18 protein-coding genes are annotated in these 14,124 nt (G+C 62.0%); 12 read left to right on the top strand and 6 right to left on the bottom strand.

What is annotated here, in order from left to right:
* The first annotated feature begins 62 nt into the window (after positions 1-62).
* Positions 63-602, top strand: a complete 540-nt coding sequence (locus KTC28_RS21305) for a hypothetical protein (RefSeq protein WP_223132330.1) — start codon at positions 63-65, stop codon at positions 600-602.
* A gap of 11 nt (positions 603-613) precedes the next feature.
* Here the strand turns inward: KTC28_RS21305 and tnpC (KTC28_RS21310) are convergent, their stop codons facing one another.
* The 3 genes from tnpC (KTC28_RS21310) to tnpA (KTC28_RS21320) form a co-directional block, all read right to left on the bottom strand.
* Positions 614-2,227, bottom strand: a complete 1,614-nt coding sequence (tnpC, locus tag KTC28_RS21310; protein WP_255602537.1) for an IS66 family transposase — start codon at positions 2,225-2,227, stop codon at positions 614-616.
* 93 nt (positions 2,228-2,320) lie between these two features.
* Positions 2,321-2,629, bottom strand: a complete 309-nt coding sequence (gene tnpB, locus KTC28_RS21315) for an IS66 family insertion sequence element accessory protein TnpB (RefSeq protein ID WP_216711647.1) — start codon at positions 2,627-2,629, stop codon at positions 2,321-2,323.
* 29 nt (positions 2,630-2,658) lie between these two features.
* A complete protein-coding gene (gene tnpA / locus KTC28_RS21320) occupies positions 2,659-3,024 on the bottom strand; it encodes an IS66-like element accessory protein TnpA (protein ID WP_216711646.1) in 366 nt (121 codons plus the stop codon).
* 159 nt (positions 3,025-3,183) lie between these two features.
* Between tnpA (KTC28_RS21320) and tnpA (KTC28_RS21325) the strand changes: the two genes are divergently transcribed.
* From tnpA (KTC28_RS21325) to tnpC (KTC28_RS21335), 3 genes are all read left to right on the top strand, one after another.
* Complete coding sequence (tnpA, locus tag KTC28_RS21325) at positions 3,184-3,537, top strand: IS66-like element accessory protein TnpA (protein WP_216711666.1); 354 nt, start codon at positions 3,184-3,186, stop codon at positions 3,535-3,537.
* Entirely contained in the window at positions 3,534-3,881 is a 348-nt protein-coding gene (tnpB, locus tag KTC28_RS21330) for an IS66 family insertion sequence element accessory protein TnpB (RefSeq protein WP_216711667.1), read from the top strand. Before tnpA (KTC28_RS21325) ends, tnpB (KTC28_RS21330) begins: the two co-directional genes overlap by 4 nt.
* 71 nt (positions 3,882-3,952) lie before the next feature.
* Complete coding sequence (gene tnpC / locus KTC28_RS21335; RefSeq protein WP_216711668.1) at positions 3,953-5,593, top strand: IS66 family transposase; 1,641 nt, start codon at positions 3,953-3,955, stop codon at positions 5,591-5,593.
* 416 nt (positions 5,594-6,009) lie between these two features.
* Here the strand turns inward: tnpC (KTC28_RS21335) and KTC28_RS21340 are convergent, their stop codons facing one another.
* Positions 6,010-6,513 (bottom strand): YciE/YciF ferroxidase family protein, encoded by a 504-nt coding sequence (locus KTC28_RS21340; protein ID WP_216710773.1) that lies wholly within the window; start codon positions 6,511-6,513, stop codon positions 6,010-6,012.
* Positions 6,514-6,616: 103 nt separating this feature from the next.
* On the opposite strand from KTC28_RS21340, the gene KTC28_RS21345 reads away from it, so the two are divergent.
* The gene (locus tag KTC28_RS21345) at positions 6,617-6,781 is read left to right on the top strand and encodes a hypothetical protein (RefSeq protein ID WP_216710772.1); all 165 of its coding nucleotides are present in this window, start codon (positions 6,617-6,619) and stop codon (positions 6,779-6,781) included.
* A 1,053-nt stretch (positions 6,782-7,834) separates the two neighbouring features.
* The gene (locus KTC28_RS21350; RefSeq protein WP_216710771.1) at positions 7,835-8,155 is read left to right on the top strand and encodes a YhjD/YihY/BrkB family envelope integrity protein; all 321 of its coding nucleotides are present in this window, start codon (positions 7,835-7,837) and stop codon (positions 8,153-8,155) included.
* 168 nt (positions 8,156-8,323) lie between these two features.
* On the opposite strand, the gene KTC28_RS21355 is transcribed toward KTC28_RS21350, so the two are convergent.
* Positions 8,324-8,938, bottom strand: a complete 615-nt coding sequence (locus KTC28_RS21355) for an Npun_F0296 family exosortase-dependent surface protein (protein ID WP_219773845.1) — start codon at positions 8,936-8,938, stop codon at positions 8,324-8,326.
* Between the two features lie 328 nt (positions 8,939-9,266).
* On the opposite strand from KTC28_RS21355, the gene KTC28_RS21360 reads away from it, so the two are divergent.
* From KTC28_RS21360 to KTC28_RS21380, 5 genes are all read left to right on the top strand, one after another.
* A complete protein-coding gene (locus tag KTC28_RS21360) occupies positions 9,267-9,527 on the top strand; it encodes a hypothetical protein (RefSeq protein WP_216710770.1) in 261 nt (86 codons plus the stop codon).
* An 83-nt stretch (positions 9,528-9,610) separates the two neighbouring features.
* Entirely contained in the window at positions 9,611-9,760 is a 150-nt protein-coding gene (locus KTC28_RS21365) for a hypothetical protein (RefSeq protein WP_216710769.1), read from the top strand.
* A complete protein-coding gene (locus KTC28_RS21370; protein ID WP_216710768.1) occupies positions 9,732-9,884 on the top strand; it encodes a hypothetical protein in 153 nt (50 codons plus the stop codon). The genes KTC28_RS21365 and KTC28_RS21370 overlap by 29 nt, the downstream gene beginning before the upstream one ends.
* Before the next feature lie 506 nt (positions 9,885-10,390).
* Positions 10,391-10,903: a hypothetical protein gene (locus KTC28_RS21375; RefSeq protein ID WP_216710767.1), complete on the top strand. Its 513-nt coding sequence runs from the start codon at positions 10,391-10,393 to the stop codon at positions 10,901-10,903.
* 159 nt (positions 10,904-11,062) lie between these two features.
* The gene (locus KTC28_RS21380) at positions 11,063-12,319 is read left to right on the top strand and encodes a GGDEF domain-containing protein (RefSeq protein WP_216710766.1); all 1,257 of its coding nucleotides are present in this window, start codon (positions 11,063-11,065) and stop codon (positions 12,317-12,319) included.
* Between the two features lie 268 nt (positions 12,320-12,587).
* On the opposite strand, the gene KTC28_RS21385 is transcribed toward KTC28_RS21380, so the two are convergent.
* Entirely contained in the window at positions 12,588-13,094 is a 507-nt protein-coding gene (locus KTC28_RS21385; RefSeq protein WP_216710765.1) for a helix-turn-helix domain-containing protein, read from the bottom strand.
* A gap of 264 nt (positions 13,095-13,358) precedes the next feature.
* Between KTC28_RS21385 and KTC28_RS21390 the strand changes: the two genes are divergently transcribed.
* Positions 13,359-13,970 (top strand): GntR family transcriptional regulator, encoded by a 612-nt coding sequence (locus tag KTC28_RS21390; protein ID WP_216710764.1) that lies wholly within the window; start codon positions 13,359-13,361, stop codon positions 13,968-13,970.
* Positions 13,971-14,124: the final 154 nt, after the last annotated feature.

The raw sequence follows: 14,124 nt of genomic DNA on the forward strand, positions 1-14,124 counted from the left end.
TACCGCGCACGGCGGCTGATCTGGCGGCAGCCCCCTTCGACACGCTCGACGCCGCCGCCGTCATGGGTCCCTATATTTTGTTTGGCTCCTTGATGGGCGACCGGTTAGTCCGGCCGTATGCCGCGTCGCGCACTGTCGCCGGTTTTATCGCGAGCAATCAGCCCGGAACAGCTCGCGAATGGCACATGCGGGCCTATCATCTCATGTCGCCGTCGCAGCTTGATATGGATGCGGCATGGATAGCCGGAGATAACAACGAGCTTATCGACGCCAACGGTCTCAGCCGAACGATCGATAAGGTCGCAGCGCCAGCGATCCTCTACGTTTTCATGATTTCTACCGAGTGGTACCGTATCCATCCGGCGAAGGCCGCGGCGGGGTCAGCTGTCTTTCATGAACTCGATGCGGCGGTCGTCAAGGAGATCGCCGAGGTAGTCGAGGCCTCGGGGCGTGAACGCGGTGACGGACTCGGCTGCTTCGTCGAGGCCATCGATGACGCTGAGGCGGCCATCTTCGGGTTCCATCTGCTCGGCAAGCTCCTCGATGACCTCGATATCGACGCCAAAGCTGCTTGCCGCGAACTTTGCGGTGAACACCATTGATGGGGCGGCCATCAGGCGGCCTTTGCGAGCGCGGTCGGTGGCGTCCAGTTCCACGGCAGCAGCTCGTCGAGGTGCTGTGCCGAATGGCCCGCGATGCGAGCGAGGACGTCGGCGAGCCAGGCTTGGGGGTCGACATTGTTGAGCCGAGCGGTCTGGATCAGCGTGTAGAGGACGGCGGCACGCTCGCCGCCGCGATCGGAGCCGCAAAACAACCAGGCCTTGCGACCGAGCGGCACGCAGCGCAGCGCGCGTTCGGCAGCGTTGTTGCTGAGGCAGACCCGGCCGTCGACGAGGAGCCGGGTGAACGACGGCCACCGGCGCAGCATGTAGTTGATCGCTTTGGCGAGGTCATGGTTACGCGACAGCTTCGCCACTTGAGTGGTCAGCCAGCTGTGGAGGTCGTCCATCAGCGGCGCGCTATGTTCGATGCGGACTGCGAGGCGCTCGACCGGAGGACGCCCGTTGATGCTGCGCTCGATCTCGAACAGCGCGTCGAGCTTCTGCACGGCCTCCAGCGCGATCGGGTAGACCAAGCCGGCGTGCTCGCCGCGGCTCTTCTTCCGCGCCGCGCCCTCGACGTCGGCAAGCTCGAAGAACTTGCGCCGGGCGTGGGCGAAACAGCCCGCTTCAACCACGGGGCTGGGCAGCCGGCCCGGCCGGTAAAGCTCGTTGTAGCCGGCATAGGCGTCGGCCTGCAGGAGCCCCGACCAGGTGGCGAGATGGGCACGCGGATGCTCGGCGCGCCGGTCGCGGGCGTAGTGGAACAGCGCCGCCGGCGGTGCCGGACCGGCGAACGGCCGGTCGTCGCGGACGTAAATCCATAATCGGGCGGTGTCGGTCTTGCCTCTGGCCATCACCGGCACCGTGGTATCGTCGCCGTGCAGGCGCTCGGCGGCGAGGATATGGGCCTCGATCAGCCGGTAGACCGGCATCAGGGCGAAGGTGGCGGCACCGACCTGGTCCGCTAGGGTCGATATACTCAAAGGTACGCCTTCCCGGGCGAACCGGTCGGCCTGCCGGTTGAGCGGCTGGTGCTGGCCGTACTTCTCGAACAGCAGCATGGCGAGGAAGCTGGGTCCGGCCCAGCCACGCGGCACGACGTGGAACGGCGCCGGCGGCTGCGTGATCGTCTCGCAGTCCCGGCAGGCGAACTTCTCGCGCACGGTCTGGATCACCTTCCACGTGCGCGGAATCACCTCGAGCGTCTCGGTGATATCCTCGCCGAGCTTCGACAGCCGGTTGCCGCCGCAGGTCGGGCACGAACAGGGCGCGACGAGGACGACACGGTCGCGCGGCAGGTGCTCGGGAAACGGCTTGCGAACGGGCGGCTTGCGCTCGAAGCTGCGGACGCTGGCGGTCTTCTCGGCCGCGGCTACGGCGACGAGGGCATCCTCGCTGGCGTCGGCTTCGAGCTCCTCGAGTTGCAGCTCCATCTGGTCGAGCAGCCGGCGCGTCCGTTCGGCGCTGGCGCCGTACTGCTCGCGCTTCAGCTTGGCGATCTGCAGCTTGAGATGCGCGATCAGCGCCGCAGTGGCGCTCTCCCGTGCGTTGGCGTTGGCGAGCTTCGCTTCGGCCTCGTCGGCCCGCAAAACGGCTGCCGTAGCGAACGCCAGCAGCGCTTCCATATCGTTGGGCAAAGCAGAAATGGCGGTGACCACGAGGCCGAGTGAATCACCCGGCACGCCTTCCTGCAAGGGCAAAATGCAGGGGCGAACGGCTTATCCAGCGCTCTGCGGCCGCCAACTATACTGCGGGTTACGCCAGTCGATCCCGTCGAGCAGGCACGCCAGCTGCGAGGCGGTCAGGGCCACGATCCCGTCGGTTGCCGATGGCCAGATGAAGCGGCCCTTCTCGAGCCGCTTGGCATAGAGCGACATCCCGATCCCGTCGTGCCAGACAATCTTTACCAATGATCCGGCGCGTCCGCGAAAGACGTACAGGTCGCCGGAGAACGGATCCCGGCGCAACGCCTGCTGCACGATCAGCGCCAAACCCTGCATGCCCTTGCGCATATCGGTGTGCCCCATCGCAATCCATACCCGCGCGCCCGGTGGGATCACCGCAGCGCCCTCAGGGCTGCTGCCACGAGGACCGCCGACGCGCCTGGAAAGATGGTCATCCGCCGGCCGCGCCCGAGATCGACAACGAGCGCGGGACCAGATCCCGATCGCGGCGCGTCCGGGTCCGCCACCACGATCGCTTCGGCAAAGCCGGTAACCGACAGGTCGTCGGCAGACGGTGCCGTCTGCGCTGCCAGCTTCTTGCGCCAGGTGTAGAGCAACCCCGTCGAAATCTCGTGCCGCCGCGCTACGTCGGAGGCGCAAACCCCTGGCGCGAACGCCTCCGTCAAGATCTGCAGCCGCTGCTCGTCACTCCAGCGTCGCCGTCGCTCCGGCCCCGAAAACACCGTGATCTGGCCCATCGACCACTCCTAAGCGCGCTCATACGAGTGCTCTTAAGACCGGTCGTTCGCCGATCCGACGTACGCCTCCGGTGAGGGCCGCCTTGAGTGATTTGGCGGCTGCGGTGACGTAGCACTGGTGCAAGCGACGGTGTTTGCACCAGTGTTAGCGACGGTGCGATGGGCCAGGTCACGGTATATTCGGGTGTCGAGCGTCGTCGCCGGTGGAGCGACGAGCAGAAGCGGGCCTTGATCGATGCGGCGTTTGCGCCCGACGCGATTGTCGCTGAGGTGGCGCGGGTCGCGGATGTTCGACCGAGCCAGATCTATCGGTGGCGTCGCGACCTGTACGGCACTGGCCACGCGGGCGCGGGCTTTGCGCCGGTCGTTGTCAGCGCCGACGCCCGCGATGTCGCGCCAGCATCATCACCGCCGCCGGCGATGCTGGTCGAGGTCGGTGGCTCTGTCGTGCGGATCGCAGCGGACGCGCCGGCAAAGCTGGTGACGGCGGTCCTGCGGTCGCTGGCGCGGTGATCCCGGTCCCGGGCGGCGTCCGGATCTGGCTCGCAACCGGTCACACCGATATGCGTAAAGGCATGCACGGGCTGGCGCTGCAGGTGCAGCAGGGGCTGCGCCGCGACCCGCACGCGGGCGACCTGTACATCTTCCGCGGACGCACCGGTGGCCTAGTGAAGATCCTGTGGCACGACGGCCTCGGCACGTCGCTTTATGCGAAGCGGCTCGACCGCGGTCGCTTCGTCTGGCCTTCCGCGACCGACGGTGTCGTCGCGATCTCGGCGTCGCAGATGGCGTGCATGTTGGAGGGCATCGACTGGCGCAACCCGCAGCATACATGGCGGCCAAGCGCTGCGGGATAGGGTCTTTTCCCAAGCCAGACGACGCCAAAACGCTTCACGGTTCCTCGCGATTTTGCTATGTTGTGGGGGCGATGGAAGCGTTGTCTCCCGCCGATATTATTGCGCTCCGACAGGCGCTTGACGAGGCACGAAGCGATGCCGCCGTCGCCCGGGCCGACGCCGCCAACGCTCGCGCGATCAACTCCGACCTTGAGGCCCGCATCGCCCTTCAGGCGCTCCAGATCGCGATGCTCAAGCGCGACCGGTTCGGCCAGCGTTCGGAGCGCAGTCGGCGATTGATCGACCAGATGGAGCTGGCCTTCGAGGAGGCCGAGGCAACCGCCGCTGCCGACGAAGCCGCCGCCGCTCATGCTGCAGCGAAGACCACGACCGTCACCGCGTTCGTCCGCGCCCGGCCGTCGCGGCAACCGCTGCCCGCGCACCTGCCGCGCGAGCGCGTCGTGATCCCGAGCCCTCCCTGCTGCGCCGGCTGCGGTTCGAACCGCCTGTCGAAGCTCGGCGAGGATGTCACCGAGACCCTCGAGGTAATCCCGCGCCAGTGGAAGGTCATCCAGACGGTGCGCGAGCGCTTCGCCTGCCGGGCCTGCGAGCGCGTCAGCCAGCCGCCGGCTCCGTTCCACGTCACCCCGCGAGGCCTGTTCGGCGCGAGCATGCTGGCGATGCTCCTGTTCGAGAAGTTCGGGCAGCACCAGCCGTTAAACCGGCAACGCGACCGTTATGCGCATGAAGGTGTCGATCTCAGCCTGTCGACGCTGGCCGACCAGGTCGGCGCCTGCACCGCCGCGCTTAAACCACTGTATCGGTTGATCGAGGCCCACGTCCTCGCCGCCGAGCGCCTGCACGGCGACGATACCACGGTGCCCGTGCTGGCTAAGGTCAAGACCGATATCGGCCGCATCTGGACTTACGTCCGCGACGACCGGCCGTTCGGCGGCCCGGCCCCGCCGGCGGCGCTGTTCCACTACTCGCGCGACCGGCGCGGTGAGCATCCGCGTGATCATCTGGCCCACTATAACGGCATCCTGCAGGCCGATGCCTATGCCGGGTACAACGCGCTGTTCAAGCCGGGCCGCTCCGCCGGGCAGGTCGCCCGCGCGCTGTGCTGGGCACACGCACGGCGCAAGTTCTTCGTTCTCGCCGACGTCGCCACCCAGGTGAAGCGCAAGCCCGACATTGCCCCGGTGATCTCGCCATTGGCGCTCGAGGCGGTGGCGCGGATCGACCGTATCTTCGACATCGAACGCGCGATCTGCGGCAAGACCGCCGAAGAGCGGCTCGCCGTGCGTCAGGAACTCGTCACGCCCATCGTAACCGAGCTCGAACACTGGCTGCGCCAGCAACGTGCGACGCTTGCCCGGCATAATCCGGTCGCGGTGGCGATCAACTACATGCTCAAGGACTGGCCCGCGTTCACCCGGTTCCTTGCCGATGGACGGATCTGCCTGACCAACAATGCCGCCGAACGAGCCCTGCGCGGTGTCGCCCTCGGCAGGAAGTCGTGGCTGTTCGCCGGCTCCGACCGCGGCGGACAGCGCGCTGCGTTCATGTACTCGCTCATCGTCACCGCAAAGCTCAACGATATCGATCCGCAGGCGTGGCTCGCCGATGTCCTCGGCCGCATCGCCGAACTCCCACAGCAGCGCCTCGCCGAACTGCTCCCGTGGAACTGGCGATCCGACACCTCAAACGTTCCGATCGCTCAAGCCGCCTGAGCATGCAGCAGCGAGCCTGCGGCCCTCACCGGATGCGTACGATCCGACAAGGCGGCCCTCGCCGGATGGATACGTGGTACCAGTCCAAGGCGACAGTGGTGTGTGGACCGGTCTATTGTGCCTTCTTCGCGACGTCGCGCGACCCGGCTCGAGCCGGACGAGGTGGCCAGTTTCGCGTCCATAATGGCGACCGCGACCTCTACGTCAAAAATCTTTGGATATTGTCGTGGCCAGCGGTGAAACCGCCGTAGCATCGGCAACTAAAGCGCGCTGCGCATCAAACTAAATCTGGCCGGATTGCTAAAATTGGCGAGCCGACTACGGACCGTGACTGTCGACACCTGGGTCGTTTCGGCTCAGGTGCTGCAAACGTCGCCGATCGGGCCGGGCGAATATTCGCCCGGCCCTCGGTATTTTCAGACTTCGACCGCTTCAACATTGACAGCCGACTCAGCGAGCTCGCTCATCATGTCGTCGCCCCGGTGCATATCCGCTACAGCGGCCTCGAGCTTGTCCACGTCATCGTTAAGCTTAAGTGCCTTCGCGAATGCGGCGACCGTGCCAAAGCCGGTAATGCCATAGTGCGTCATACGCTGGTACTGAGCGATGATCGCGGCATCCAAGACCGGACCTGACTTCGGCGCATCCTCGACGGTGTGCTTGAGCGCCTCGGCGGCAAGACCCTCCATCCCCTTGCAATGCTCCTTCTTGGGCTTCTCGCCTTGCCCCTCGATAAGCGCTTTCAGCACGTCTGTGTGCTTGGCGATGCCGTCCTGCGACGCTTGAAGCATATCCTTCAGCTTGGGATCAGTCGCGTGCTTGGCTATTTTCTTAAGTGCCTTAGCCATCTGGTCGTTCGCTGACCACAGATCTGCTAACTCGTCTACGTAGAGCTCTTGCAGCGTTTCAATCTTTGCCATAGTCCATCTCCTCGTTGGTCGTGCAACACCCAGCCCAACGGCCGGGCAGGTATAATCGCTCCTTACCTCCAAAGATTGAGTTTGCACGCTCTCGAGACTTAGCGTGACACTCGTCTTCCAATGCCGTTTCGCTCAGGCGGCTCATCGCCAACCCCCGACCTTGTCGGGGGCCAAGATCATCTACGTCGCCACGGCGATCTATTACGTCCGACGCTATCTTGCTGCGGCAAAGGCGCTTCGGACGCTTGCTTTTCACTCGCCTGAATAATTGCCATCCCGGACCTTATTGATTTCGCACCGGCTTCCATCCTATAAAGTACATAATGAGAACACTCGCGCCAAAGGAGTCGCGCCATAGTTGTTGTCAAAGGAATTTTCTTGACGGGCCTTGCAACCGTCATCACGAGCCTGTCGGCGCTTCTCTAAGCGTTTACGCGTCCGATGTGTCGACCGCCATGTGTCCCACGTGGGTGATCGCCCAGAATGTCTCGGTGTATACGACGCTCCGTTGATCGAGAGCGGCATCCCGAGCACGACGCGCCGAGCGGGTGTGTCGGGCTGCACTCCGCTGAGCGCTTTATGCGCCTGCTCACGATGCTACCTGTTTTATGGTCGGGCAGCGGCCACGCTATATCCGGGAATATCTGCAAGGGTCGCATTCAGTTACAGCGCTGCACGAGACCATCGCTGGTTTCATGTCCGTTTTAAAAATTCACGATTCAACTAAACTATGGAGATAGCCGACGCGAGCCAATGCACCACAGGCTGTCTGCAATATCGATCGCCCGCATCAATTTAATATCGGTGCCTGTGTAGCGGTCTTGCTGGGGTCGACTGCCGGCGGGCTGTGTCCCTTAGCAATCCACATATTTATCACAAAAGTCGCGAGTGCGAGGACCACCACGGACGTCAAACCGACAACCCATCGCCTGCTCATCATTCGGCCTTCTAATCTGCGTCCGGACGTCCAATGTATTCGCCCGAGGTTCGACATTCATTTTGGGTATTCCTGGCGCTTGAGCCACGCCGGTTAGAGCAGCACGGTTATACATGCTAAACAGCTGCTGGCGACAAGTCCGTTTCGCTGCGGCGAATGCCCCCACCATAGACATTACGAACGCAGTGCGCTGCGCCGGATCTCAGCGGTCTTCAGTGTGGCATTCGTGTCGAGCCATCCCCCTCTCCCGCTGCACTACTGCTGAAGGGTTGGGGTCGACACTGCTTCGCGTGTACAAAGGGTCTGGCAAAGCCAATCTTGGACTGATCTCCGCCGGGGTCGCCTATCGCGGGTTTCTGAAGTTGATTTCCGCCCGGCGTGCTTATGCTGACCTATGACCTCGTCACCGATCCCAACGCGATCGCGACCCAGATGCGTGCGATCGTGCAGCACGTGCCCGCCGACGCGGCCAAGTTGATTGACGAGCAGATGAATACTGTTGTCATCGCCGCGACGGGGAAGAAAGGCCTCGGGCTCGAGCTGGCGCTTGTACTGGTCCTGTTCGGTGCAATGAAGGGCGCCGGCGCGGTCGCTATCGCGCTTCATGTTACATACAATGTTACCGAGGATCGCAGCTTCATTCACTCGACGCTGATCAACGCCGCCGTGACGATCGGCGCGGTCTTGGTCGCAGGTAACACTTAAGCGTCGGAATCAGCATTCGATGCGCTCGGCCATTCCGCCGCCGGGCTATCGGCTTTCTTGTCCGGCAGCAACCTCTCTGGGTCGTCCGCGTTTGCAAGTCCAGAAACGCTTTCCCTCGTGAAACAAAAATGTCGGGCCGCAGCAACGCCGCTGCGGCCCGACGATTGATTAAGCGGCAACGACGGCCGGATTGCGGCGCCGCGCGGCGGCACCGACGAGCCCGAAACCGGCAACAAGCATGACCCACGATGCGGGTTCGGGGACTGCGCCCGCGATGGTGTCGAGTTCAAACGAGTTGCTCGAAGACGCAAAGTTTACGCGGTCGATGGCAGCGCCGTCGAAGGCGAAGCTGACGCGACGGTTGTTCGTCGGCGAGCCCTGGCTACCATCGGCCGGGGCTGCGGGAACCTGGCCGCCAGTGAAAGATGCGACAAGGGCCGATCCCGAGAAAAAACTGACAGTATTGTAGTTGTCAATCGAGCCCCAGTAGAAGCTCAGGGCCTTGACCGCAGGCGAGATCGCCAGTGAGGCAATCTGGCCGCCGAGGACTGTCAGATACTGGGTCGTGTCGCCAAGCGGCGCGGCGTATTGGCCGCTCAATGAGCCCGTGGTCAGCTGATAACCGCCACCGAGCCCGGCAGCCGTATCGAAGTTGGTGATCAGGCGTTGGCCAGCCGGAACACCGGCGTCAGGGCCATTGGTAGACGACGCGATCGTCATTGCACCTGCCGGGATAGCGGCGAACATGGCGAGGATCGTGGTGGTGTGAAACAGGCTACGCATACAGACCCCTTCTGGAATTAATAATTCGGTAAGGACTCCTTAAACCCTCTCCACTCAGAGACAAGCTAATGAGTAGTTAACGCATTCGCTGATCGCGAACTTGTCAATGGGCGGGTGGGACCGCCGGAATGATCACACTGCTGCTCAGGTTTCGAAGCGCTGACGATTATGTCCGTAGAGCATCGGTGAAGCGGTCGGGCGGTCGTCAGCAATCAGATGCGCATGTGAGCGCCAGGCTTGAATCGATCGAAGACCGAGACGGGTGAGCGGAAGGCGAATTTGTCAGGATAAATAGCGGCAGCATCTCCAGAAATAGTAACGGCGACGGATGATCGCAGATGGCGCATTGAGGCCTAAGGTAAACGACGATTTATGTATCGCATCGACCCGCGCGACGGTCTCCTACACGCTAACACTGCTGTTCATCCTTGCCCTTGATGCGGTGCTGATCACGGTGAAATCGCTCGCCGTCGCCGGATCGCGGCGGCTTAGCGCGCTGCAGTCGATCGTCATGGTGCTGAGCGGCGCGGCGATCAATTTGTTTAGGCTATCCGATGAGGGCGAGCGTGAGGCCGCCGACGCTAAGTAGGCGGAGGTCAGGGCGCGACTGGGGACGATCGACGCGGTCCTCGTCGACATCGACCATTCGATGCCACCGGCGAAGACCCGACGATGATCGAGGCGCTACGCCGCCGCCACGGCGGCCGGCGCAAGGACTATGCCGTTACCGCCGACGACGCGGTCCAGGGCAACCCGGTCGCGCAGCTCCAGGCTCGACTGATCGAGGCCGAGCGTGGCGCATCGCCACGCCTATCGCGCTGATGCGATTACCGACGACGCCCGCCGCCGGATCGAACGCGAGCTCGACCCCGACGATGCGCGCAACCCGCACGCGCTCGAGAACGCGACCAGCGATCGTCTCGCCGAGCCCAAATCCGGGAGCTGATCGATCTGTAACGCAAGTCTTCGCCGCTCGCGTGAAAGGCCGACACCATGATGTCTGGTACCTTTGAGACCAGGATAGCTGGCGGCACCAGTTTGAGTTTGGGTAGCAACATCGATGCATGTCTTCGACGCGCTTGATACCGACCCAGATGGTGCGTGCCTGCAACGATTGCGAAGCCCTCACGATATGAGAATCCTGAATTACTGTGCCAAAGTCTGGGTCAGAATGTACAAGACCGATCCGAGCCGAATTGGTCGGCAATCAAAATCATATCTGAGTTGCTGCCGATCGTAACGGAGACGGGATATTATATATTGCTCGCGCCGGCCGTCTCGACGTTCCGCCTAGGTGTCAGTGGTGACACTTTACCGAAAGTCGTGGGTAAAGTGTCACCAGCGACACATCATTGTCAGTTGGTCGCAAATCCGACTCGTCGTGACTCAAACGGGATTCACTTCGGCGCGATAAGCGCCCTTCGTCCCGTGAGAACATTACGGGGACGCCTTATGGACATCGCAAACACGACACGGATGATCGACGTATGTGATATTCTTCTAAAATTGTCGGTCACTTCGGCGCGCCCGAGATACGCTTTCCTCGTACTCACTCTGATCTCGGAAGCGGCAGATGCCGCTGGCCGGGCAGGGCCGTTGGTTGTCGACGGCAACCATGAGCACTTGCTTCGAGATTGGCTCAGCGATGCACTATCCCCGCTTGTGCGAAGCGAGCGGAGGAATCTCTTGAGGCAACGTATTATTGCGCGCCTTGCGGCAGATTTGCCGGAAGATCCGATCATCGCCGAAGCCATCGTGTCGGCTGCGGTCGACGACCAGGTTCGCGCGTCGAGTAAGACCAACATCAGCCGTGCTGTCGGCGATCTCCTTCGAGCTGGCCTGGTGCGCCGCCACTATGCGGGTTGGCGGACCAATCATCAAAATCGCGGTGGCCGGCGATCGGCCGTGTATACCGTCGAAGCCGGAACGCTCGCCGCGCTCCGTCGACGTTCGATTTTAATCTAAGAACTACAGGCGGTATCACGCCAGCGTTATGCACGATTCCGCACGACGGCGCGTCGCAGGCAAGCTATCGAGCAAAAGCACCAGCGAGGTTCAGCTTATTTCTAACGAAACGTCGGCGGTCGATCTGCCTCTTAGGGGCGGTCGTGAGCATCAAACTTGATGCCTCAAGCTTTGCTTCCGCTGATCATGAACGCCCTCGTTGCGACGATGTTCGTCGCAAGCTTTCTGACGGTTGCTTATCTCAATCCAGCTGCAGCGAAAGCGCGCTGGCTGGCGCTCAGCTACGCCTTTGGAGCCCTCACGCCGATCTCCGAACTGGCGATCTTGCACGGGGCTTGGGGTGAGCCGCTGACGATGATTTCGTCGGGTAGCCTACTTATTGGGCTCGTCGTCATGTCGCCAGCACTCTCGCTTTTCTACGGCAGGCGACCAATGTTGATTGTTGCGGCTTCGATCATCGCGGCGGGGTTATCGTACCGGTGGCTGACGTGGGACGCGACGCGCGGATCGTTCTGGAATGAAATGGCCTTCCAGGTGTTTTTTGCGTTGGCCGCGGGCCTTTGCGCCGTCACCGTCAGACGGCAAGCACCTCGGTCAGCACTGAACACCGTCTTGTTCGGCATTTTCGTGCTGACGAGCTTACATTTCCTCATAAAGCCGTTCGCAGCTAGCAATCTTGGCACCGGGCCGACGAAGCAGGCTTACGCCGGATCGCTCTATGCGGTGATTTCGCAAATGACCACTGGCGTTCTGTTGATCGCAGGTGGGCTGATTTTGCTCATCACCGTTCTGCAGTCGGTCGTTCAGGCCAATCATGCTCTGGCCCACTCGGATCCGTTGACTGGCCTTCCCAACCGACGCGCGCTCCAGAAGTCGTTTGAGATGATAAAGTCGCAGCGGAGGGGCCCGAAAACGCCTGTATCGATTGCCATCGTCGACATCGACAACTTCAAGAGGATCAACGATCGGCTGGGACACGACGTCGGTGATGACGTCTTGCGCGCGGTGGCGACTTTATTGGATCACAACCGACCCGCGATCGCCAGCGTGGCCCGTATTGGCGGTGAGGAATTCGCGCTCGTCCTCCCCGAGCAGAACGAGCAGGGCGCGTTCCTCATATGCGATGCTCTCCGGCTGCTGATCGCCGAAATTCGAATGCCCGGCGTGCCGCAAATCACGGTAAGCATCGGCGTTACGCAGGCGCTACACGACGAGTTGTTGACCGACAGTCTCCGATGCGCGGATCGGGCATTGTACCAAGCAAAGCGAGCCGGACGGAACCGGTGCGAGCTCGCTGGGCAACGTGTAATTACACCGCTGGAAACCGATAACGGACTGAATGATAATACCAACGGCTCGCATCAAAGCGGCCTTGCTCGATCACCGCTTCAATTAAATCTAGGTAATGATATCTGAAAGGTTTTGTCGGCTATACTGACGCGATTGCGACCGATGCCGATCTGCTCTCACGGCGTATACATTAGCGTCGAAAAGGGACGCTCTCCTCCCCTCAATCTTAAGAAATATTGGGACAAGCTGCTGTAATAGGCGACGCGCACGGCATCGATCGGCGTTTAAGTCATGTTGATGGGCGTACAACGACATGGATCTGATCAGTCTAGACGGGGTCCTGCTTCGACAATCAATAGTATCGTCGTACGGTGATGACGCCCGTCGCGCGAGCTTATCCAGCTTGGCGCCGCCGCAACAGAGTGGACAATGGGACCGAACCTGCCATCCGTTCAGACCGCTGGCTCAACCACGTCTCCGCAAAGATGTCGCGCTTGCGGAAATGTTCGACCAGTTCGCGCGTGGCCCGGGTGAAGGTCGCGATCAACGCTCCCGTTTCCAGGTATCCAATGTCGGGGCCTAGTTCATCGGCGAGTTCGTCGACGACCATCATCATGATCGTCATCAATTTATTGTCGGCGCACCATGTCGCGAACTCGGGCCGCCCAAGTGGCAAGACAGCGATCAGGGCGACCGGGTCCGAATTCGTCGCCTTGGCAAAGCTGGCGATGCGCTCGAATGTCAGTGGTCCATGGCCGGCCTCGAATCGCTCGTAGGTTCGTAGCGGGAGTGCCATCGCCCTGGCGACCTCGCTCGCTCGCATCCGACGCTTGCTGCGGATCGCGCGCATCGCCGCCGACAGCAGGATCGTGTGGTCGCGATTAGTCGAGAATAAATCCATTGCATTAATCTCTCTGGTGAGACCCTTCGATATAGACGACATGATCGAGATCGTTGCGCAAGCCAAAGTAGCCCGCTCCGCCGCGCGAAGGATTTAGCCCGTTCTACGGCGGCGGACAGTGCGACGTTCCGCGAGATTATTTGGGCACCAGGTGTCGCGATCGCGTCAGAAAGTGGCGGGAGCGAAATTTCCGCCGAATATAGCTGGCGTATCCCAGCCGGTTGCTCGCCCGGTCGCGGCCGGCTCTCGGTCGGCGGAGGATATATGGCGAAATACAAGACTGAAACGACGCCGCGGTTCCGGGTTTTCTCGTTCCTCGCGCAAGCGCTTGCCGAGGGCATATATCGCCCCGGCGAATTTATCCGGATCGCGGAAGTTGCGCGTGATCTTGGCCTGAGCGGCACGCCGGTTCGCGAGGCGCTCTGTCGCCTAGCCGGTGCCCGGCTCGTCGAAGACCGCCAACGCGAAGGCTTTTGCCTCGTGCGGCTGACCCGCGACGAGGTTGCGGCCGCCTATGATCTCGAAGCGCATGTCTACAACCGCATCATCGACGGTCTTGAGGGTGAACAGCTCCCTGATGTCCCGACGTCCCCGGGCCAGGACTCCACAGGGGTGGGGCCACCGATCGCCTTTCAGATCCTGCAGCAGATGACGGCCAACGCGCTACTGCGGGCGCAAGCAATCGATCTCGGCGCCCGTCTCGCCCCGTATCGGCGGCATGAGACCGACGTCATCGCCGACGCTCGCGCCGACACGCTGCGTCTTGATCAAGCGGTTACGATTGGCGACTGGCAAGGCGTCCGGATTGCCCTCAAGCAATATGTCGACCGGCGCGTCGCAGCGGCGCACCGTCTGCAGGATGCCGGATCGCGCTGAGGCGGTACCACGTTGTCGAAACCTCATCAGATATAGTTTGGATATAGGTTGGGAAGGTTGCTTTCTGACTAGGCCGCGATGAAGCGGCAGTTACACGGAGAAGGCAAATGACAAAGAAGGGAAAGGTCCGGCTGACCCGGATTGGCTCGCTCAA

The sequence above is a fragment of the Polymorphobacter megasporae genome, from assembly GCF_018982885.2.
GTDB classification, from domain to species: Bacteria; Pseudomonadota; Alphaproteobacteria; order Sphingomonadales; family Sphingomonadaceae; genus Polymorphobacter_B; species Polymorphobacter_B megasporae.